The organism is Phytobacter sp. V91, assembly GCF_965644225.1.
GTDB lineage: Bacteria > Pseudomonadota > Gammaproteobacteria > Enterobacterales > Enterobacteriaceae > CBFFRJ01.
In genome coordinates this window covers 1-21,311 of the sequence record NZ_CBFFRJ010000067.1, presented here as the reverse complement: position 1 = coordinate 21,311, position 21,311 = coordinate 1, and the positions used below count along the sequence as shown (strand labels likewise).

Below are 21,311 nucleotides of genomic sequence, written 5' to 3'. Positions count from 1 at the left end.
GTATCGTCATCAAATTTGAATAATTTAAGGAAGAATGAATGTAGCTACCCTGTAGTTGGCATACGCATGGTTGCATATCATTCTTGTTCGGCTTCGTTCAATGACATGTGTATCACAAGGTGTATCACAATTAATAAAAAAGGCGCTATCCCATGCCGAGTAGCGCCTTTTTAAACAAACACTTAACTGATTAACATCAGTTCATGCCGTATTTTTTCAGTTTCTTACGCAGCGTACCACGGTTGATACCCATCATCAGGGCAGCGCGGGTCTGGTTACCACGGGTGTATTGCATCACCATGTCCAACAGAGGCTGTTCTACCTCAGCCAGTACCAGCTCATACAGGTCATTAACATCCTGACCATTCAGTTGAGCAAAATAGTTCTTCAGTGCCTGTTTAACCGAGTCACGCAGGGGCTTTTGGGTTACCTGATCCTGAGAGTTAACGGTAGAAACGGTCAGTACGTCAGAATTTACGCGTTGTTCGAACATAGTTCTGTCAGCTCTTTATTTCTGTTTACGCAAAATTTTCGAAGTATGCCTCCAACGCCTCCAGCTGTTCGCTGGCGTCCTCAAGGGCGTTGAATGTGCGCCGAAACTGGTCATTTGGAGCATGCTCCTGGAGATACCAGGAGACGTGTTTACGCGCGATTCGGTAACCTTTTGCCTGTCCGTAAAAGTCATGCAATTCCCGAACGTGCGCACAAAGCAAGCGCTTAACTTCTGCCAATGGCAGGGGAGCAAGCAGCTCTCCAGTGTCCAGATAATGCTGGATTTCCCGAAAGATCCAGGGTCTTCCCTGAGCTGCCCGTCCTATCATCAGGGCATCAGCCCCCGTATAGTCGAGTACAGCTCTGGCTTTAAGCGGGTCAGTAATGTCGCCATTCGCGATAACGGGAATGGAAACTTTCTGCTTAACTGCCCGAATGCTGTCGTACTCAGCATCTCCATTGAACAAACAGGCGCGGGTGCGTCCATGAATGGTCAGAGCCTGAATGCCACAGTCTTCAGCCAGTTGGGCAATCTCTACGCAGTTACGGTGTTCCGGAGCCCAGCCAGTGCGAATCTTAAGCGTGACAGGCACCTCCACTGCATTTACCACGCCGGTCAGGATAGATTTCACCAGATCCGGGTGCTGTAGCAGGGCTGAGCCCGCAAGTTTGCGATTCACTTTCTTAGCCGGACAGCCCATATTGATATCAATAATTTGGGCGCCGCTTTCCACATTAATGCGGGCGGCATCCGCCATCTCATCCGGGTCGCTCCCTGCAATTTGCACGGTGCGAATACCTGGCTCATCAACATGCACCATCCGCAGTCGGGATTTGTCGCTTTCCCACACCTGTGGGTTAGACGACATCATCTCGGATACGGTTAAACCTGCTCCCATCTCATAACACAACGTCCGAAATGGTCTGTCAGTAATGCCAGCCATGGGCGCTGCGATCAGTCGATTTCTGAGCTGGTGGTGTCCGATGCGCATGAGTTAAGAAATGACCATACTGTGACTGCAAGGCGGCGTATATTACGCATTTTTTGCACGAGATGAAAGGCCAAACTTTGAGCAATCCTCTGTCGCAGATCAATGAATCGCCGCTTAAGGTATTGGAAAAAATTATAAATGATTAAAAATCATTGAGTTAATAAGTCGGGATTAAATTATGAACAAATATAATTTCCTTAAACTTCTCATTTTTTCTTCATTACACCAGTAAATCACGGGATAAATTGCTGTTTTAATAGACAAAAAAGAGGGTGAAAATGAGATCACGCTCCCAATTTCACCTTCTCCAGGATTATCGCAGTTCATCAGGCACCGCTGTGCTACTCAGCGAAATCTCAGTTTTTTTGCCCGGTGATCCGACACCACTCTTCTTTCTCCACCACCGCATCGAGGGTGAAATTATCGCGATAGGCGTCGCAGACCCCTTCAGCCTGGCTGGCAAGAATTCCGGAAAGCCCTAACAGGCCACCAGAAACGGGCAGCACGCTGATAAGTGGAGCCAGTTCACGTAATGGGCCGGCAAGGATATTGGCGACGACCACATCGGCTTGCATCGCTTCTGGCTGGTTCTGCGGCAGGTAAAGCTCCAGCCTTTCAGAAACACCATTGCGCTGCGCATTATCGCGGCTGGCCTGAATCGCCTGTGGGTCGATGTCGATACCAATTGCTTTCGCGGCCCCCAGTTTCAGCGCGGCAATAGCCAGAATGCCGGAACCACAGCCAAAATCGATAACCGTCTTACCTGCCAAATCAAGCCCATCCAGCCATTGCAGGCACAGTGATGTGGTCGGGTGCGTACCGGTGCCAAAAGCGAGACCCGGATCGAGCATGACATTCACAGCATTCTCATCCGGTACATCGCGCCAGCTTGGGCAGATCCACAGACGCTTACCAAACTGCATCGGGTGGAAGTTTTCCATCCACTCGCGTTCCCAGTCTTTGTCTTCGATCTGCTCGATCTTGTGTATGAAACCCTGGCCCAGTAACGGATGCTGTTCCAGGATAGCCACAACTTCGCGCATATCCGTCTCGGCATCAAACAGGCCGATGACATCGGTGTCACCCCAAAGGCGGGTTTCCCCTGGCAGTGGCTCAAACACCGGCGTGTCGTGTGTGTCCTGGAAGGTAATGGAAACGGAACCTGCTTCCATTAACGCATCGCTAAGTTCTTCGGCATTCGCGCCGGTCGTATTTAACTTCAGTTGGATCCACGGCATAAGAAACTCTTTATTGGTTCACAGAAATGACGTTGGCTTGTCCGGCGGGTTGACCAAAACGGTTACCGACGAGGAAGGCCAACAAACTTAAAATAAGCGACGGCACGATAGGGTGCAGTCCGAGATAGTGCACGTTCCAGGTCGCCAGGACCGCATACAGGATGCCGCCCGCGAACATGCTGCTCAGGGCTCCCATTGCATTGGCCCGCTCCCAGTACAATCCGAGCACCAGCGGCCACAGGAAGACGGCTTCCAGCCCGCCGAATGCCAGCAGGTTCAACCAGATGATCATCTCCGGCGGATGCCACGCGGCCAGCATCATGAAAATCCCCAGGATCAGCGTGATCGCCATGGAAATGCGTTTCAGACGCTGTTCATTGTGGAGCTGCTCGGGACGCGAGTTGAGCCAGAGATCCTTTATGATCGTAGCGGATGCCTGCAAAAGATGCGCATTGACGTTAGACATAATTGCGGCCATGGGTGCTGCCAAAAAGATCCCGGCGGCAAGCGGTGGCAGCACTTTGACCATTAGCGTCGGGATAACCAGATCCGGGACTTTCAAATCTGGCAGCACCGCCCGGCCCAGCGCACCCGCCAGGTGCATCCCCAGCATCAGAATGGTCACCACAATCGTGCCAATAATAATGCCGCGGTGAACGGCTTTGCTGTCTTTATAGGAGATGCAGCGAACGGCTGTATGGGGAAGACCGATCACCCCGAAACAGACCAGCACCCAGAACGACGTCATAAAGGCAGGCGTAAGAATGCCGTCACCTCCCTGAGGCGACACCAGTTGCGGATCGATTTGTTGCAACTTATCCACTGCGCTATGCAGGCCGCCTGCCGCATAGACCACGCCGACTAACAGCACCAGGGTGCCAATCAGCATGACCATGCCCTGCATGGTGTCGTTTAGCACGCTGGCACGGAAACCACCGAAGGCAGTATAGAGCGCAATGCTGATCCCAAAAATGAGCAGGCCAGATTCATACTTAATGCCCGCCGCTGTCTCCAGCAGACGTGCACCTCCGATAAACTGCACGGCAATGGCGCCGATAAACGCGACCAACAGGCTAATACTCGCCACCCACACCAGTAAACGGCTCTGGTAGCGAGCCAGCAGCATATCGTTGAGAGTGATGGCGTTGTACCGGCGAGCGAGAATGGCGAATTTTTTACCCAGCACGCCCAGTGATAACCAGATGGTTGGCACCTGGATCATGGCCAGCAATACCCAGCCAAGTCCGTATTTATACGCCGCACCAGGCCCGCCAATAAAGGAACTGGCGCTGATGTAAGAGGTTGTCAGGGTCATGGCTAACACCATGCCACCCATCGAACGACTACCCAGAAAATACTCGGTCAGGAAGTTACCGGTTTTACGCTGGCGCATCGCATAGACCGACAGGCCGAAGACAATCAACATGTAGGCGATAAGCGGGATGATGACTTCAGGATGCATCACTGTCCTCCAGAGAGATATCGCGGAAGACAAAGCGCACCATCGCCCAGCACAGTACGATAAAAATCAGTGGCAGCAGCAGGCAGGCCATTTCAAACCAGTGCGGCAGGCCAGTAAATCCGGGAGTTGAATCTGGTAAGTAAGCAGTTACTAACCATGCGGCAAGATAGAGAAGGGTCAGCCACAGCGCCCAGCGCGCTTCTTTATGGGCCTGAACAAAACGCGTGTCCATATTTGTCCCTTGTGGATAAAGAAAGCGGGGATTGTACATGATGGGGCTTTGCAATCCCCAGAAATAAAAAAGGCCGGATAACCGGCCTTATAGCATGACTGTTGACTTACTTCTCGCTGAGGCCGAGTTTCTTTTCCAGATAGTGGATGTTGGTGCCACCGACCTGGAATTTCTCGTCGTTCATGATGCGGGTCTGAAGATCGACGTTGGTTTTGATACCGTCGATGATCAGTTCCTGAAGCGCGTTTTTCATGCGGGAAATCGCCACTTCACGGGTTTCGCCAAAGCAGATCAGTTTGCCGATCATTGAGTCATAGTACGGCGGTACGGTGTAACCGGCGTAGATATGCGATTCCCAGCGCACGCCAAAACCGCCTGGCGCATGGAAGCGGGTGATTTTACCCGGGCTCGGCAGGAAGGTGTTCGGGTCTTCGGCGTTAATACGGCATTCCACCGCATGGCCTTTGACCACCACATCTTCCTGTTTGATCGACAGCGGCTGACCGGCAGCAATACGCAGCTGCTCTTTGATCAGATCCACGCCGGTGATCATTTCGGTAACCGGGTGCTCCACCTGAATACGGGTGTTCATTTCGATGAAATAGAACTCGCCGTTTTCGAACAGGAACTCAAAGGTACCCGCCCCACGGTAGCCGATGTCCACGCACGCTTTGGCGCAGCGGTCACCGATAAAGCTGCGCAGTTCCGGGGTGATGCCCGGCGCCGGCGCTTCTTCGACCACTTTCTGGTGGCGGCGCTGCATGGAGCAGTCGCGTTCAGCCAGATAGATGGCGTTGCCCTGACCGTCTGCCAGCACCTGAATTTCGATGTGGCGTGGGTTTTCCAGGTACTTCTCCATATACACCATGTCGTTGCTGAAAGCCGCTTTCGCTTCCGCTTTGGTCATGGAGATGGACTGGGCCAGTTCAGCGTCGCTGCGCACCACGCGCATACCGCGACCGCCGCCGCCGCCGGAGGCTTTGATGATAACCGGGTAGCCGATGCGTTTCGCATGGGCACGGTTAACATCCATGTCCTCGCCCAGCGGGCCATCAGAACCGGGAACCGTCGGGACGCCAGCCTGTTTCATCGCGGTGATGGCGGACACTTTGTCGCCCATCAGGCGAATGGTGTCAGCTTTCGGGCCGATGAAAATAAAGCCGGACTGTTCAACCTGCTCGGCAAAGTTGGCGTTCTCGGAGAGAAAACCGTAGCCGGGGTGAATGGCCTCAGCGCCGGTGATTTCAGCAGCTGCGATGATCGCCGGGATGTTAAGGTAGCTTTTGACGGACTGCGCCGGGCCGATACAGACCGTCTCATCCGCCAGCAATACGTGTTTTAAATCGCGGTCCGCGGTGGAGTGCACAGCGACGGTCTTAATGCCCAGTTCTTTACAGGCACGCAGAATTCGCAGGGCAATCTCGCCACGGTTAGCGATGACAATTTTATCCAGCATCTTCGCCTCGTTATTCGATGATGACCAGCGGCTCGTCGAATTCAACCGGTTGACCGCTTTCGATCAGGATGGCTTTAACCACACCCGCTTTATCAGCTTCGATCTGGTTCATCATTTTCATCGCTTCAACGATGCAGAGCGTGTCGCCCACGTTGACTTTCTGGCCCACTTCGCAGAACGCTTTCGCATCCGGGCTCGGGGTGCGATAGAAAGTCCCGACCATCGGGGAACGTACGATGTGACCACTGATTTGTGCCGGAGCTGGCTCTGCCGCAGGTGCTGCTGGCGCAACGGCGCTGGCGAGTGCAGGAGCTGGCTGCTGCATAACCGGTGCCGCATAAGCCTGTTGCATCATCGGATAAGCAGGTGCTACCGGTGCACGGCTGATACGTACAGACTCTTCGCCTTCAGAAATTTCAAGTTCAGCGATGCCTGATTCTTCAACCAGTTCGATCAGTTTTTTAATCTTACGAATATCCATGAGTGGGTTCCGTACTCTTGTTTAGTTTGATTGTGACAAGCGTTTTACCGCTGTCTGTAACGCGTATGAATAACCGTCAGCGCCTAATCCGCAGATGACACCAACAGCGATATCGGAGAGATAAGAATGATGGCGGAACGGCTCACGCGCATGCACATTGCTCAGATGCACCTCGATAAACGGGATACTGACTGCGAGCAACGCGTCGCGTATTGCAACGCTGGTGTGCGTAAACGCGGCCGGATTAATCAGGATATAGTCCACATTGTCTTTAGCCTGATGAATACGGTCGATGAGTTCGTGCTCCGCGTTAGATTGCATATGCTCAAGCGTGACGTTCAGGGCCTCTGCTTCAATGCTTAATTGATTAACAATTTCCGCTAAGCTCAGGGTGCCATAGGTGTCCGGCTCACGAGTTCCCAGTAAATTCAGGTTGGGTCCGTTTAAGAGTAAAATACGCAATTTAACCGCCATCGTGCTGCTATCTCCTGCAATTCTCCGGTAAAATACAAAATATACCTTCATTGCATGGTTGTCACTCATCCAGGGTCTTAAAAACCCTGCCGGGAAAACCAAAGTCGCACATTATAACGATTTCGTAGCATTTGGCAGCAAAATACTGGTCTTATCAGGGGAGATTATCAACCGCTATTCAGAATAGTGCCTGCAAATGATAAAGGAACTGCGGGGAAACGCACAATACCGGACATTATCGCCACCATTGGCGGAACTTCTTGTATCGCCACGCTAAAAGCACCAGCGCAACCACGGCATACAGAAGGGGCTGGGGTGATAATATCTTAACGGACCACAGATAGTGAATCGGGGCGAGGATCGCCACCAGATAGACGAAGTTATGCAGTTGTTGCCAGCCTTTGCCCAGTTTTCGCTGCGCCCATTGGGTGGACGTCGCCGCCAGCGCGAGCAGAATGAACCAGCTAACAATCCCGAGCGTTAAATAAGGTCGTGTGGTCAATTCCTGAGCCAGTAAACGCAGATTACGCACCCCCAACTCCAGCAGCGCATAGCTGGTAAGATGTATTGTCGCCCACGCAAAGCACCATAAACCGAGCAGGCGACGGGTACGGATCAGCAACGGCTGGCGGGCATAACGCGCCAGCGGCGTAACCAGCAGACCTGCGAGCAGGAACTTCAGCGCCATTCGGCCGGTAAAATGCTGAATATCCTTCGCCGGATCGGCGCTGAAATAACCCTGAGACGCAGCCCAAAACAGCCACACCAGAGGCAGACAACCCGCCAGGTGCAGGATAACTTTGAGCCAGACAATCTGTTTAGCCGTTATTCGCACTTAGAAATTCTCCCGCAGATCCAGGCCCCGATACAGTGAGGCGACTTCATCGGCATAGCCATTGAACAGCAGCGTCGGCTGCCGCTGCACATCCAGCACGCCGCCGGAGCCAATAAAGCGTTCTGTCGCCTGCGACCAACGAGGGTGGTCGACATGAGGATTCACGTTGGCAAAAAAGCCGTATTCATCCGGTGCGGCAAGGTTCCAGGTTGTCGGCGGTCGCTTGCTGGTGAGCTTAATGCTGACAATAGACTTAATGCCCTTAAAGCCATATTTCCACGGTACGGTCAAACGAACTGGCGCCCCATTTTGCGGGGGTAAGGCTTTGCCGTAGACGCCGACCGACAGCAGCGTCAGTGGGTGCATGGCTTCATCTATACGTAACCCTTCGACATAAGGATAAGCTATACCGCCACCGATAAAACGATCCTTTTGTCCGGGCATCGTCTCGGGGGAATAGAGGGTTTGAAAGGCAACATACTTTGCATTGCTGGTGGGTTCTGCCAGCGCCAGTAGCTTGTGCAGAGGAAAACCAGTCCAGGGGATGACCATAGACCAGGCTTCAACACAGCGCATACGGTAAATACGTTCTTCCAGCGGGAAACGTTTGGTCAGGTCATCATGGTCGAGGGTTAACGGTTTGGCGACTTCGCCTTCGATGCTTAGCGTCCAGGGCGAGGTCTTCATGCTGCCTGCATTGGCGGCAGGATCGGCTTTATCCAGACCGAATTCATAAAAGTTGTTATAGCCCGTCACCTTATCTTCAGGGGTTAACGTCAGAGCATTTTGCCACTGTGCCGGTTTCGTGAAGTCCAGCGGCTTCCCGGATGGAGCTTTGGGTCGGTCATTCCCCTTAAACCAGTCCAGTAAATCGGCTTGAGCAAAGGGAGGCAGACTGAAGGCGGCAGCACTGATGCCGAGGGTTTTCAGGATCTGACGGCGTTGCAGCATAAATACGGATTCTGCGGTGACATCGGCTTCGGTAAGTTTTTTCTTTTGCATGGCATTTCCCCCTTTCTATTACTTGTAGCACGGGGTCAGAGGGGGCGGATGAATATCACGAAAAATTGAAAACTTACTTCGCAGCCCGGTTTGGTATCGCGTGGCGATTATGGATGATTGGCAAAATATTTCTGAGGGCTATACTCGCATAAGCGGTGGCAATTCTGATTGCCTGAACCGTCAGGCCTGCTAGTATGCCGGGCTCGTTTTTCTGGTTAGCGCTGACTCTTCCTGTCAGGGAAGTTATCGCGCCGGGTTCTTTCACACTACGGAGTTAACACACGGATGCGATTAACGACGAAATTTTCAGCTTTTGTGACTTTGCTAACAGGCCTGGCGATGTTTGTCACCCTGCTTGGCTGTTCACTCAGCTTCTATAATGCAATCCAGTCAAAGGTTGCCAATCGCGTTGAGGCGGTGGCAGCAGTGGTTGACTCACGTCTGATTTTTACCTCTCCCGCGGTGCTGAAATCTCAGCTTGATGAATTGATGGTGCCTGTTGATATCGTCGGAATCGAGATTCGCCAGGGAAAGAATGCCGTTGTGCAATATACGCGCAAAAGCAGCTATCGCCCAGCGGGTAGCAATTTTCAGTTCCGGGAATTAGAGGTCGGCTCCGTTAAAAATCCCGGCATGACCATTACCATGGTGTACCAGGATCCGATGGCGAGTTACTTCCATTCTCTGGTGACCACGGTGCCGCTGACGCTGACGATAGCCTTTATGATTCTGATTATTTTCCTGTCCGTACGTTGGCTGCGCCGCCAGCTTTCCGGGCAGGAACTGCTGGAGATGCGTGCGACGCGCATTCTGAATGGCGATCGGGGCGCAAAGGCGCGAGGCTCGATCTACGAATGGCCATCACGGGCCAGTAGCGCGCTGGATGTGCTGCTGGCGGAAATCCAGTTTGCCAGCGACCAGCGTAGCCATATCGATACCATGATCCGTTCTTATGCCGCCCAGGACACGAAAACCGGCCTTAATAATCGCTTCTTCTTTGATAACCAGCTGGCGACTTTACTGGAAGATCAGGAGAACGTCGGCGTGCACGGCGTAGTGATGATGATTCGCCTGCCTGATTTTGAATTGCTGCGCGAGAACTGGGGGAAAGCGGTTGTTGAAGAGCATTTGTTTGTACTGATCAACCTGCTGTCGACCTTTATTATGCGTTATCCCGGTTCGCTGCTGGCGCGCTATCACCGCAGTGATTTTACGGTTCTGCTCCCTCATCGCACGTTAAAAGAAGCGGAAAGTATCGCCGGGCAAATTTTAAAAGCCGTCGGAGGGCTACCGCCAAGCAGGATGCTCGACCAGGAAGACATGATGCATATTGGCATTTGTGCCTGGCGCAGCGGGCAGTCAACAGAACAGGTGATGGAACATGCGGAGGCAGCAGCTCGCCACGCGGCCTTGCAGGGGGGAAACAGTTGGTCGGTTTATGATGACTCGTTACCCGAGCAGGGACGGGGCAATGTTCGCTGGCGAACGCTTATTGAGAATATGCTCAGCCGTGGCGGGCCGCGAGTCTATCAGAAACCGGCGGTGAATCTCAGCGGTCAGGTACATCACCGTGAGTTGATGTGCCGTATTTATGATGACGATCAGGAAGTTCTCGCTGCGGAATATATGCCAATGATTCAGCAGTTTGGTTTGTCGGAAGAGTATGATCGGCTACAGATTGGTCGGCTAATCCCTTATCTGGGGTATTGGCCTGAAGAAAATCTCGCGATGCAGATTACCGTTGAGTCGTTGACTCGTCCGCGTTTTCAGCGCTGGCTGCGCGACACACTGATGCAATGTGAAAAATCGCAACGAAAACGGATTATTTTTGAACTTGCTGAGGCAGATGTCTGTCAACATATCAGTCGTTTACAACCGGTTGTGCGATTAGTCAATGCTCTGGGGGCGCGTATTGCTGTCACCCAGGCTGGGCTGACCCTGGTCAGTACCAGTTGGATTAAAGCGCTGGATGTTGAATTATTAAAACTGCACCCAGGCCTTGTCAGAAACATTGAAAAGCGTACGGAAAATCAGTTGCTGGTGCAAAGTCTTGTTGAAGCGTGCAAAGGTACGCGGACGCGGGTATTTGCCACCGGCGTTCGCTCGCGCAGCGAATGGCAGACATTGATTGAACGAGGCGTTTCTGGCGGCCAGGGCGATTTTATTGCAGCTTCCCAGCCACTTGACACCAGTGTGAAAAAATATTCGCAAAGTTACTCGGTTTGAACTGCTGTTTAAATCGTTTTCACGTAGAATAATGCGCGCTGTGTCCAATGGGGGTGTGCTTGTCTGCCCGCCGGAATGTTACAGCGTAAACGCGAGTTTTGACCTTTGACAGGTTGCAAACACCGGGCATGGAATGGTTCCGCGATGCTCCAACTCTGAAGGAGTCAGATTGTTTGTAACAAAGGAAACAAACTGCACTAATTTTCACCGTAGCAGACGAGTTATGCGCCTTGTCGCTGCTGCGTGTGGTTGGTAAAGTAAGCGGATTTTATTTTTCCGCCCCAGCTTTCAGGATTATCCCTTAGTATGTTGAAAAAATTTCGTGGCATGTTTTCCAATGACCTGTCCATTGACCTGGGTACTGCGAATACCCTGATTTATGTAAAAGGACAAGGCATCGTATTGAATGAGCCTTCCGTTGTGGCCATTCGTCAGGATCGCGCAGGCTCACCGAAAAGTGTAGCGGCTGTAGGTCATGACGCGAAGCAAATGCTTGGGCGTACTCCGGGCAATATCGCAGCGATTCGCCCGATGAAAGATGGTGTTATCGCCGACTTCTTCGTGACCGAGAAAATGCTTCAGCACTTTATTAAGCAAGTGCACAGCAATAGCTTTATGCGTCCAAGCCCACGCGTGCTGGTTTGTGTTCCCGTCGGTGCGACCCAGGTTGAACGTCGTGCTATCCGTGAATCGGCTCAGGGCGCGGGTGCCCGTGAAGTCTTCCTGATTGAAGAGCCGATGGCGGCTGCAATCGGTGCAGGCCTTCCGGTATCTGAAGCGACCGGCTCGATGGTTGTGGATATCGGCGGCGGTACCACTGAAGTGGCGGTTATCTCGCTGAACGGCGTGGTTTACTCCTCTTCCGTGCGTATTGGCGGCGACCGTTTTGACGAAGCCATCATTAATTACGTGCGCCGTAACTATGGTTCACTGATCGGTGAAGCCACTGCTGAACGTATTAAGCACGAAATCGGTTCTGCTTATCCGGGCGATGAAGTGCGTGAGATCGAAGTGCGCGGCCGTAACCTGGCAGAAGGTGTTCCTCGTGGCTTCACCCTGAACTCCAACGAAATCCTTGAAGCGCTGCAAGAGCCGCTGACGGGGATTGTGAGTGCAGTGATGGTTGCACTGGAGCAATGCCCGCCGGAACTGGCTTCCGACATCTCCGAGCGCGGTATGGTTCTGACCGGTGGTGGTGCACTGCTGCGTAACCTTGACCGCCTGTTAATGGAAGAGACAGGTATTCCGGTCGTAGTTGCAGAAGATCCACTGACTTGCGTAGCGCGTGGCGGCGGCAAGGCTCTGGAAATGATCGATATGCACGGCGGCGATTTGTTCAGCGAAGAATAGTCTGCGTGAGGCTCGGGGCACATTTGAGCCCCGGGTTTACCTGGCCTGAGAATACGCAAAGCCTATGAAGCCAATTTTTAGCCGTGGCCCGTCGCTACAGATTCGCCTTTTTCTGGCGGTAGTCGTGGCGTTGGGAGTTATCATTGCCGACAGCCGCCTCGGTACGTTCAGCCAGATTCGAACGTACATGGACACTGCTGTCAGCCCTTTCTATTTTATTTCCAATGGTCCCCGCGAATTATTAGACAGCGTGTCGCAGACACTGTCCTCGCGTGATCAACTCGAGCTTGAAAATCGGGCATTACGTCAGGAGTTGCTGTTAAAAAACAGCGAACTGCTGATGTTAGGTCAGTATAAACAGGAGAACGCGCGACTGCGCGAGCTGCTGGGTTCGCCCCTGCGCCAGGACGAACAAAAAATGGTGACTCAGGTTATCTCCACCGTTAACGATCCCTACAGTGATCAGGTGGTTATCGACAAGGGCAGCGTCAACGGGGTGTATGAAGGCCAGCCGGTTATCAGTGACAAAGGTGTTGTCGGCCAGGTTGTGGCGGTGGCAAAGCTTACCAGCCGCGTATTACTGATTTGCGATGCAACCCACGCGTTACCTATTCAGGTACTGCGTAATGACATTCGTATTATTGCCGCAGGGAATGGCTGTACTGACGATCTGCAACTGGAACACCTGCCTGCCAATACGGATATTCGTGTCGGTGACGTGCTGGTGACATCCGGTTTGGGCGGACGCTTCCCGGAAGGCTATCCGGTTGGCGTGGTGTCCTCGGTGAAGCTTGATACACAGCGTGCTTACACGGTGATTCAGGCTCGTCCAACGGCAGGCCTGCAACGTCTGCGCTATCTGCTGCTGTTGTGGGGCGCCGATCGTAATGGCACCAATCCGATGACGCCGGAAGAGGTTCACCGCGTAGCGAACGAACGTCTGATGCAGATGATGCCGCAAGTGCTTCCGTCTCCTGACACTATGGGCCCTCCCGCACCGATACCCGCACCGGCAACAGGTATTGCCGGGCCGCCTGGTTCCGGAGGGGGGCAATAGTGGCAAGCTATCGTAGCCAGGGACGCTGGGTTGTCTGGCTCTCATTTTTGATTGCACTCTTGCTTCAGGTGATGCCATGGCCGGATGACATTCTTGTCTACCGGCCAAACTGGGTTCTGCTGATTTTGCTGTACTGGATCCTGGCGCTGCCGCACCGCGTCAACGTCGGTACGGGTTTTGCCATGGGTGCCATACTGGATCTTATTAGTGGATCCACCCTTGGCGTACGCGCGTTGTCACTGAGCATCGTCGCGTATCTGGTTGCCCTAAAATATCAACTGTTCCGCAATCTGGCGCTGTGGCAACAAGCGCTGGTCGTGGTGGTGCTCTCACTGGCGACCGAAGTCGTTATTTTCTGGGCTGAGTTCCTGGTGATTAATGTTTCGTTCAAGCCCGATATTTTCTGGAGCAGCCTTGTCAATGGGGTGCTCTGGCCGTGGATCTTCCTGCTGATGCGTAAAATTCGTCAGCAATTTGCCGTGCAATAAGGTTTTTATGACAAGTATCTGGCTTGCCTCCGGTTCCCCACGTCGTCAGGAATTACTCACCCAATTGGGGGTGAGTTTCGCACGTATTATTCCCGGTATTGAAGAGCAGCGTCGGCCGCAGGAGAGCGCCAGCCACTATGTGGTGCGCCTGGCGTGTGAAAAGGCGCAGGCGGGCGTGGCGATGGCCTCCGAGGATTTACCCGTTCTGGGCGCTGACACCATTGTGATATTTAATGGTGAAGTTCTTGAAAAACCGAAAGACTCCTCGCATGCTGCTAAAATGTTACGACAACTCTCCGGCCAGACTCATCAGGTGATGACGGCAGTTGCACTGGCTGACAGACAGTATCTGCTGGAATGTCTGGTAACAACCGAAGTTACTTTCCGCGAGTTATCCGACGAGGATATTGCGACCTATGTGGCGAGCGGAGAACCGCTTGATAAAGCCGGTGCGTATGGGATCCAGGGACTGGGCGGTTGTTTTGTCAGAAAAATCAATGGTAGTTACCATGCCGTCGTCGGTTTACCGCTGGTGGAAACGTGGGAACTGTTGAGCAATTTTAACGCACTACGCGAGGGAAGAGAGAATCATGACGGCTGAATTATTAGTCAACGTTACGCCATCAGAAACGCGCGTGGCCTATATCGATGGCGGGATCCTTCAGGAGATCCACATTGAGCGAGAAGCACGACGCGGGATCGTAGGCAATATCTACAAGGGTCGGGTAAGTCGTGTACTTCCTGGAATGCAGGCGGCTTTTGTAGATATTGGTCTGGATAAGGCGGCGTTCCTTCATGCCTCGGACATTATGCCGCATACCGAATGCGTCGCCGGCGAAGAGCAGAAGAACTTCACGGTGCGGGATATCTCTGAGCTGGTGCGCCAGGGGCAGGATCTGATGGTCCAGGTAGTGAAAGATCCTCTTGGCACCAAGGGCGCGCGCCTGACCACCGACATCACCCTGCCTTCACGTTACCTGGTGTTTATGCCTGGCGCATCCCATGTTGGCGTCTCTCAGCGAATTGAGAGCGAAGCGGAGCGTGAAAGATTAAAGCAGGTGGTGGCGGAATACTGCGATGAGCAGGGGGGGTTTATCATTCGCACCGCAGCAGAAGGGGTGTGCGAAGAAGATCTCTCCTCTGACGCGGCCTACCTCAAACGGGTCTGGACCAAGGTGATGGAGCGTAAGAAACGCAACCAGACGCGTTACAAACTTTATGGTGAGCTGGCGCTGGCCCAGCGCGTTCTGCGCGATTTTGCTGATGCCCAGCTTGACCGTATCCGCGTCGACTCCCGACTGACTTATGACATGTTGCTGGAGTTCACCGCCGAATACATGCCAGAAATGACCAGTAAGATTGAGCATTACAGCGGTCGCCAGCCGATTTTCGATCTGTTCGACGTTGAGAATGAAATTCAGCGCGCGCTGGAGAGAAAAGTCGAGCTGAAGTCCGGCGGCTACCTGGTTATCGATCAAACTGAAGCCATGACCACTGTCGATATCAATACCGGCGCCTTTGTTGGCCACCGTAATCTCGACGACACCATCTTCAACACCAATATCGAAGCGACTCAGGCCATTGCCCGTCAGCTTCGTTTGCGTAACCTCGGCGGCATTATCATCATCGACTTTATCGATATGAATAATGAAGACCATCGCCGCCGCGTACTGCATTCTCTGGAACAGGCCCTGAGCAAGGATCGGGTGAAAACCAGCATCAACGGTTTCTCGCAGCTGGGTCTTGTGGAAATGACCCGTAAGCGCACCCGCGAAAGCGTTGAACATGTATTGTGCAATGAATGCCCGACCTGCCATGGACGCGGGACGGTGAAAACGGTTGAAACCGTCTGCTATGAAATCATGCGTGAGATTGTCCGTGTGCATCATGCCTACGATTCAGACCGGTTCCTGGTCTATGCTTCTCCTGCGGTGGCGGAAACCTTAAAAGGCGAAGAGTCGCATGCGCTGGCAGAGGTTGAAATCTTTGTGGGCAAGCAGGTAAAAGTGCAGATCGAGCCGCTCTATAATCAGGAACAGTTCGACGTAGTAATGATGTAAGACCCGTCAGGGGCCAGATGTTTTGTTGACAAGGAGAGGTGCGTGAGGCGATTGCCGGGGATTTTGCTACTTACAGGGGCAACGCTTATCGTTATCGTGGCGTTGCTGGTGAGTGGCCTGCGTCTGGCGCTGCCGCATCTTGACACCTGGCGCCCTGAGATCCTCGCAACAATTCAGGCCCGGACTGGCGTTGTTGTTGATGCCGGTCAACTGCATGCCAGTTGGCAAAATTTCGGCCCGAATCTGGAAGTTCGTGACGTCAGCGCGGTGCTCAATGACGGTGGCAGTCTGTCGGTTAAACGCGTCACGCTGGCGCTGGATATCTGGCAAAGTCTGCTGCATATGCGTTGGCAGTTCCGCGATCTCACGTTTTATCAATTAGCGGTGCGGACCAATACGCCGCTGCAGCGCAACAATTCCGGCGACAGTATTGAAACGGATCGCATCAGCGATCTCTTCCTCCGTCAGTTTGATCATTTTGATCTGCGCGACAGCAGCCTGAGTTTTCTGACCCTTTCCGGCCAGCGCGCCGAACTCTCTATACCACAACTGACCTGGCTCAATAGTCACCAGCGACATCGTGCAGAAGGGCAACTGAGTTTGTCGAGCCTCACCGGCCAGCATGGCGTGATGCAGGTCCGAATGGATCTGCGGGATGACAACGGGATCCTTAACAATGGCAAACTGTGGCTGCAGGCGGACGATATTGATGTCAAGCCATGGCTGGGCCAATGGATGCAGGACAACGTTGCGCTGGATACAGCCCGGTTTAGCCTTGAAGGCTGGATGACGCTCAATAAAGGCGTGGTCGAAAGTGGTGATGTCTGGCTGAAAAAAGGCGGCGCCAGCTGGCAGGGCGATGACAAGGTTCACCAGATGTTGGTCGACAATCTGACCGCTCATGTTTCGCGTCAGCAGCAAGGCTGGCAGTTTAGCGTGCCACAAACACGTATCACACTTGACGATCGCCCATGGCCAGAAGGGTCGCTGGCGCTTGCCTGGATCCCGGCTCAGGAGACGGGGGGCCCGGACGGCGCCCGCAGTGATGAACTGCGTATTCGCGCCAGCCGTGTGGAGCTGGGCAATCTGGATGGCCTGCTTCCGGTGGCAGAAAGAATCTCCCCGGCATTAGGTAACATCTGGCGCACCATGCAGCCTGAGGGACTGCTGGAGAATCTGGCGCTGGATATTCCGCTTCAGGCGACGGAGAAAACGCGTTTTCAGGCCAACTGGAAAGATATCGGCTGGAAGCAGTGGAAACTATTACCAGGGGTGGAGCATCTCTCCGGGACGCTCGCGGGTAGCGTTGAACATGGACGCGTGAGCGCGGAAATGACCCAGGCGAAAATGCCCTATGCCACGGTGTTCCGTGCGCCGCTGGAAATCGAAAAAGGGGTTGCTACCCTCGACTGGCAACGCGACGCCCGCGGGTTACAGCTGGACGGGCGAAACATTGATGTGCAGGCCAAAGCTATCCATGCTCGCGGCGATTTCCGTTATCTGCAACCGACTGGCGATGAGCCATGGCTGGGGATTCTGGCCGGGATTAACGTTACCGACGGAGGGCAGGCCTGGCGTTATTTCCCGGAAAACCTGATGGGCAAAGCGCTGGTGGATTACCTCAGTGCGGCAATCCAGGGCGGCCAGGCTGAAAATGCTACCCTGGTCTACGGCGGCAACCCAAAACTCTTCCCCTATAAACATAACGAAGGGCAGTTTGAGGTTCTGGTCCCATTGCGCAATGCGACATTTGCGTTTCAGCCTGACTGGCCGGCGTTAAAGAATTTCGATATCGAACTCGACTTTATCAACGATGGACTGTGGATGAAGACCGATGATGTGGCGCTGGGCGGCGTGAAGGCCAGCAATCTGACGGCAATCATTCCTGATTACCTGAAAGAGAAGCTGTTGATTGATGCCGATATCAACGGGCCGGGCAAGGCCGTTGGCCCTTATTTCAAAGAGACGCCGCTTAAAGATACGTTATCTACTGCGCTTGATGAACTGCAACTCGATGGAGATGTGAGTGCTCGCTTACATCTTGATATCCCGCTTGATGGCAACATGACGACCGCCAAAGGCGACGTCATGCTCAATCACAACGATTTGTTCATCAAACCGATTAACAGCACGGTGAAAGATTTACGCGGTAAGTTCAGCTTTATTAACGGCAATCTGAAAAGCGAGCCCTTGCAGGCGACCTGGTTTAACCAGCCACTGAATATTGATTTTACGACCACCGAGGGAGCGAAGGCCTACCAGGTGGCGGTCAATATGGAGGGCAACTGGCAACCAGCCCATACTGATGTCCTGCCGCCGCAGTTAGGTGGGGCACTTAGCGGCAGCCTGGGCTGGAAAGGGAAAGTGGGAATCGATCTGCCTTACGGTTCTGGTGCCCGTTACAGCGTGAATCTTGATGGCGATTTAACCAATATTGTCAGTAAGCTCCCGCCGCCGCTGGATAAAACGTCGGGTAAAGCCCTGCCGGTTAAGCTGAAGGTGGAAGGTGATTTACGTAGCTTTGAGCTTACCGGCAACGCCGGCAGCAATAATCACTTCAACAGCCGCTGGCTGCTGAATAACAAGCTGACGCTCGATCGTGCTATCTGGGCCTCCGACAGCCGTACCGTGCCGCCGCTGCCGGATGAGGAAGGGGTGGAGTTAAACCTGCCGGCCATGAACGGCGCTCAGTGGCTGGCGTTGTTCCGCCAGGGCGTCGCCAGTAACGTCAGTGATTCAACGGTCTTCCCGTCGCGCATTACCCTACGTACGCCAGCGCTCACTCTGGGCGGTCAGCAGTGGAACAACCTGAGCCTCGTCTCGCAACCGCAGTCATCCGGTTCTGTCATTGAAGCGCAGGGGCGAGAAATCAATGGTACGTTTACACTCAACGACAACGCGCCCTGGAAAGCGGCGATCCGTTATCTCTATTACAACCCGACGGCCACCTCATCGGACGATAATGACATTTCGTCACCCACGACCCTGCTGCGGGGTAAATCGCAGGTGGACTTTACCGGCTGGCCTGATCTGCAATTGCGCTGCGAGGAATGCTGGCTGTGGGGACAAAAATACGGACGTATCGACGGTGACTTTACCATCAAAGGCGATACTCTCACCCTGGCCAATGGCCTGGTAGACAGTGGTTTCGCCCGTCTGACCGCTGACGGTGAATGGGTTAATCGCACGGGAGGCGAGCGTACCTCCATCAAAGGGGCATTGCGTGGTGAGAAAATCGATGCCGCCATGGGGTTCTTTGGCCTCTCCACGCCCATACGCAACGCATCTTTTGATGTGAATTACGATTTGCACTGGCGCAGCCCGCCATGGCTCCCGCAGGAAGAGTCTCTTAACGGCATTCTGCGTACCCAGTTAGGCAAAGGGACGATTACTGAGGTGAGTACCGGCCATGCCGGGCAATTACTGCGCCTGTTTAGTGTGGATGCGTTGCTGCGTAAGCTGCGTTTCGACTTCAGTGATACCTTCAGCAATGACGGCTTCTTCTTTGATTCCATCCGCAGCTCGGCGTGGATCAAAGATGGCGTACTGCATACCGATGACACGCTGGTGGATGGGCTTGAAGCCGATATCGCTATGAAAGGCTCAGTGGATCTGGTACAGCGGCAGCTCAATATTGAAGCGGTTGTGGCGCCTGAGATTTCTGCGACCGTTGGCGTAGCCGCTGCCTTTGCCGTGAATCCGATTGTGGGCGCTGCGGTATTCGCCGCCAGTAAAGTACTGGCCCCATTGTGGAATAAAGTCTCTATTTTGCGTTACCAGATAACGGGTCCGGTGGACAGACCGCAGATCAACGAAGTGCTTCGCCAGGCGCGAACAGAGAAAAAGCAATGATTTGACGGCATCCGAGAATTGCCTCAATCTTGATACATGACATTTTTACCGCCCTTTGTGGCGGCAACGACGAGTAGCTAACGATGAGTCTGAACCTGGTAAGCGAACAATTACTGGCAGCAAATGGCCTGAGTCATCAGGATCTGTTTTCCATTCTTGGCCAATTAACCGAGCGTCGACTCGACTATGGCGATCTCTACTTTCAGTCGAGCTATCACGAGTCCTGGGTGCTGGAAGACAGCATTATCAAAGACGGCTCGTACAATATCGATCAGGGCGTCGGCGTGCGTGCGGTGAGCGGTGAGAAAACCGGTTTTGCCTATGCGGACCAAATCAACATGCTGGCGCTGGAGCAGAGTGCTCAGGCGGCGCGGACTATTGTGCGTGATGCGGGAGATGGCCGGGTGCAGACGCTGGGAGCCGTAGAGCACCAGGGATTGTACTCCAGCATCGATCCTTTACAGAGCATGAGCCGGGAAGAAAAGCTGGATATTCTGCGCCGGGTGGACAAAGTAGCCCGTGCTGCGGATAAACGCGTGCAGGAAGTGACCGCCAGCCTGACCGGGGTGTATGAACTGATTCTGGTTGCCGCAACGGACGGTACCCTGGCTGCGGATGTTCGCCCGTTAGTGCGCCTTTCGGTGAGTGTGCAAGTGGAAGACGATGGCAAGCGCGAACGCGGTTCAAGCGGCGGTGGCGGGCGTTTCGGTTATGACTGGTTCCTGCAGGATGTGGACGGCGATGTTCGCGCAGATGCCTGGGCGAGAGAAGCCGTTCGTATGGCGCTGGTTAACCTTTCTGCAGTGGCAGCACCCGCTGGCACCATGCCGGTTGTGCTCGGCGCAGGCTGGCCTGGCGTCTTGCTGCACGAGGCGGTAGGGCATGGTCTGGAAGGTGATTTTAATCGCCGTGGCACCTCTGTTTTCAGTGGGCAAATGGGCCAACTGGTGGCCTCTGAACTCTGTACCGTCGTGGATGATGGCACCATGGCAGATCGTCGTGGTTCTGTTTCCATTGATGATGAGGGGACGCTGGGTCAGTACAATGTGTTGATCGAAAACGGCATCCTGAAAGGCTATATGCAGGACAAGCTAAATGCCCGCCTGATGGGGGTTGCACCGACCGGTAACGGACGGCGTGAGTCTTATGCGCATTTACCGATGCCACGAATGACCAACACCTATATGCTGGCCGGAAAATCCACGACGCAGGAAATCATTGAGTCGGTTGAATTTGGTATTTATGCCCCTAACTTCGGTGGCGGCCAGGTGGATATCACCTCCGGCAAATTCGTCTTCTCCACTTCCGAGGCTTATCTGATCGAGAAGGGGAAAGTAACGAAACCAGTAAAAGGCGCAACCTTGATCGGCTCCGGTATTGAAGCCATGCAGCAGATTTCAATGGTCGGCAACGATCTGAAGCTGGATAACGGCGTGGGCGTTTGCGGTAAAGAGGGTCAGAGCCTGCCGGTAGGCGTAGGCCAGCCGACGCTGAAAGTGGACAATCTGACCGTCGGTGGTACGGCGTAATCATTTGCCGAGCCTGTACATAAAATTGTGTAATTGCCTGATTTTGATATGTTCAATCCAACATCAAAAGCAGGTTAATTTATGG

Annotated in this window: 18 protein-coding genes; 8 read left to right on the top strand and 10 right to left on the bottom strand. The window is 53.6% G+C overall.

The window, feature by feature from the left end:
- Positions 1–196 precede the first annotated feature (196 nt).
- The 10 genes from fis to msrP form a co-directional block, all read right to left on the bottom strand.
- Complete coding sequence (gene fis / locus ACSZO4_RS14685; protein ID WP_000462905.1) at positions 197–493, bottom strand: DNA-binding transcriptional regulator Fis; 297 nt, start codon at positions 491–493, stop codon at positions 197–199.
- Positions 494–518: 25 nt separating this feature from the next.
- On the bottom strand, positions 519–1,484 hold the full coding sequence (gene dusB, locus ACSZO4_RS14680) for a tRNA dihydrouridine synthase DusB (RefSeq protein WP_437889793.1): 966 nt from the start codon (positions 1,482–1,484) through the stop codon (positions 519–521).
- A 356-nt stretch (positions 1,485–1,840) separates the two neighbouring features.
- A complete protein-coding gene (gene prmA / locus ACSZO4_RS14675; protein ID WP_437889792.1) occupies positions 1,841–2,722 on the bottom strand; it encodes a 50S ribosomal protein L11 methyltransferase in 882 nt (293 codons plus the stop codon).
- Between the two features lie 10 nt (positions 2,723–2,732).
- Positions 2,733–4,184, bottom strand: coding sequence for a sodium/pantothenate symporter (panF, locus tag ACSZO4_RS14670; RefSeq protein ID WP_437889791.1), 1,452 nt, complete (start codon positions 4,182–4,184; stop codon positions 2,733–2,735).
- A complete protein-coding gene (locus ACSZO4_RS14665) occupies positions 4,174–4,416 on the bottom strand; it encodes a YhdT family protein (RefSeq protein ID WP_437889790.1) in 243 nt (80 codons plus the stop codon). Before ACSZO4_RS14665 ends, panF begins: the two co-directional genes overlap by 11 nt.
- Positions 4,417–4,522: 106 nt before the next feature.
- Positions 4,523–5,872, bottom strand: coding sequence for an acetyl-CoA carboxylase biotin carboxylase subunit (gene accC, locus ACSZO4_RS14660; RefSeq protein WP_437889789.1), 1,350 nt, complete (start codon positions 5,870–5,872; stop codon positions 4,523–4,525).
- A gap of 10 nt (positions 5,873–5,882) precedes the next feature.
- Positions 5,883–6,353, bottom strand: a complete 471-nt coding sequence (gene accB, locus ACSZO4_RS14655) for an acetyl-CoA carboxylase biotin carboxyl carrier protein (RefSeq protein ID WP_437889788.1) — start codon at positions 6,351–6,353, stop codon at positions 5,883–5,885.
- 21 nt (positions 6,354–6,374) lie between these two features.
- Positions 6,375–6,827, bottom strand: a complete 453-nt coding sequence (gene aroQ, locus ACSZO4_RS14650; protein ID WP_437889787.1) for a type II 3-dehydroquinate dehydratase — start codon at positions 6,825–6,827, stop codon at positions 6,375–6,377.
- A 235-nt stretch (positions 6,828–7,062) separates the two neighbouring features.
- Entirely contained in the window at positions 7,063–7,662 is a 600-nt protein-coding gene (msrQ, locus tag ACSZO4_RS14645; RefSeq protein WP_437889786.1) for a protein-methionine-sulfoxide reductase heme-binding subunit MsrQ, read from the bottom strand.
- Complete coding sequence (gene msrP / locus ACSZO4_RS14640) at positions 7,663–8,664, bottom strand: protein-methionine-sulfoxide reductase catalytic subunit MsrP (RefSeq protein WP_437889785.1); 1,002 nt, start codon at positions 8,662–8,664, stop codon at positions 7,663–7,665.
- Positions 8,665–8,949: 285 nt separating this feature from the next.
- On the opposite strand from msrP, the gene csrD reads away from it, so the two are divergent.
- The 8 genes from csrD (at position 8,950) to tldD (ending at position 21,226) form a co-directional block, all read left to right on the top strand.
- A complete protein-coding gene (csrD, locus tag ACSZO4_RS14635; protein WP_437889784.1) occupies positions 8,950–10,890 on the top strand; it encodes an RNase E specificity factor CsrD in 1,941 nt (646 codons plus the stop codon).
- A 306-nt stretch (positions 10,891–11,196) separates the two neighbouring features.
- Positions 11,197–12,240, top strand: coding sequence for a rod shape-determining protein MreB (gene mreB / locus ACSZO4_RS14630; RefSeq protein WP_000913396.1), 1,044 nt, complete (start codon positions 11,197–11,199; stop codon positions 12,238–12,240).
- Between the two features lie 64 nt (positions 12,241–12,304).
- A complete protein-coding gene (mreC, locus tag ACSZO4_RS14625) occupies positions 12,305–13,297 on the top strand; it encodes a rod shape-determining protein MreC (protein WP_437889783.1) in 993 nt (330 codons plus the stop codon).
- A complete protein-coding gene (gene mreD / locus ACSZO4_RS14620; RefSeq protein WP_437889782.1) occupies positions 13,297–13,785 on the top strand; it encodes a rod shape-determining protein MreD in 489 nt (162 codons plus the stop codon). Before mreC ends, mreD begins: the two co-directional genes overlap by 1 nt.
- Before the next feature lie 7 nt (positions 13,786–13,792).
- Positions 13,793–14,386 carry a Maf family protein gene (locus ACSZO4_RS14615; protein ID WP_437889780.1) on the top strand — a complete coding sequence of 198 codons (594 nt, stop codon included), beginning with the start codon at positions 13,793–13,795 and terminating at the stop codon, positions 14,384–14,386.
- On the top strand, positions 14,376–15,845 hold the full coding sequence (gene rng / locus ACSZO4_RS14610) for a ribonuclease G (RefSeq protein ID WP_437889778.1): 1,470 nt from the start codon (positions 14,376–14,378) through the stop codon (positions 15,843–15,845). The genes ACSZO4_RS14615 and rng overlap by 11 nt, the downstream gene beginning before the upstream one ends.
- Before the next feature lie 42 nt (positions 15,846–15,887).
- The gene (gene yhdP / locus ACSZO4_RS14605) at positions 15,888–19,697 is read left to right on the top strand and encodes an AsmA2 domain-containing protein YhdP (protein WP_437889776.1); all 3,810 of its coding nucleotides are present in this window, start codon (positions 15,888–15,890) and stop codon (positions 19,695–19,697) included.
- An 83-nt stretch (positions 19,698–19,780) separates the two neighbouring features.
- Positions 19,781–21,226 (top strand): metalloprotease TldD, encoded by a 1,446-nt coding sequence (gene tldD, locus ACSZO4_RS14600; protein WP_437889774.1) that lies wholly within the window; start codon positions 19,781–19,783, stop codon positions 21,224–21,226.
- The last annotated feature ends 85 nt before the right edge of the window (positions 21,227–21,311 follow it).